This is a genomic window from Zoogloea sp., assembly GCF_023150065.1.
Lineage (GTDB): Bacteria > Pseudomonadota > Gammaproteobacteria > Burkholderiales > Rhodocyclaceae > Zoogloea.
Map to the genome: position 1 here is coordinate 1 of NZ_JAKLLN010000230.1, position 526 is coordinate 526.

1 protein-coding gene is annotated in these 526 nt (G+C 65.4%); it reads right to left on the reverse strand.

Annotated features, from left to right (window positions below):
- Positions 1-526, reverse strand: a 526-nt coding sequence (locus L6Q67_RS24420) for a DUF1329 domain-containing protein (RefSeq protein WP_296576390.1), incomplete at both ends; no start/stop codon positions are given.

Below are 526 nucleotides of genomic sequence, written 5' to 3' on the forward strand. Positions count from 1 at the left end.
GGCGCATGCCCTCCTTGAGGGTCGCCTCGACCTTCCAGACGCGGTGCAGCTCGTAGCGCACCAGGTCGCGGTTGACGTAATCCGGGCCGTAGATGTCCTTGTACTTGCGGCTCTTGTCCACCCACTTCCAGCTGTTGTAGGGGATGTACAGTTCCTGCTTGCCGACCAGCTTCCAGTCGTAGCGGTCCATGGCGCCGGCGTACATCGGATACTGGTCCACCGTTTCCAGGTTCTCGTAGCCGGGCACCGGGTTGTCGTAGGCGAAGGTCGGTGCCCGGCGCACGCGGCGCTGGCCCGGGAAGTAGAGCCAGGCGTCGCTCGCCGCGTTCATGGACCAGTGGGCGAGAATCAGCTCGCCGGTGCGCGCCGCCGGGGAGACGACCGCATTGAGCAGCTTCATCTCGACGCCGCCGACCTCCTCGACGCCCTTGTTGTTGCGGCTGTGGAAGGGGACCGTCACCCACTGGTCCTGCGCCAGCGGCGTGAAGTCGCCCGACTTGCTGGAGAAGATGCTGGCGTAGTACTC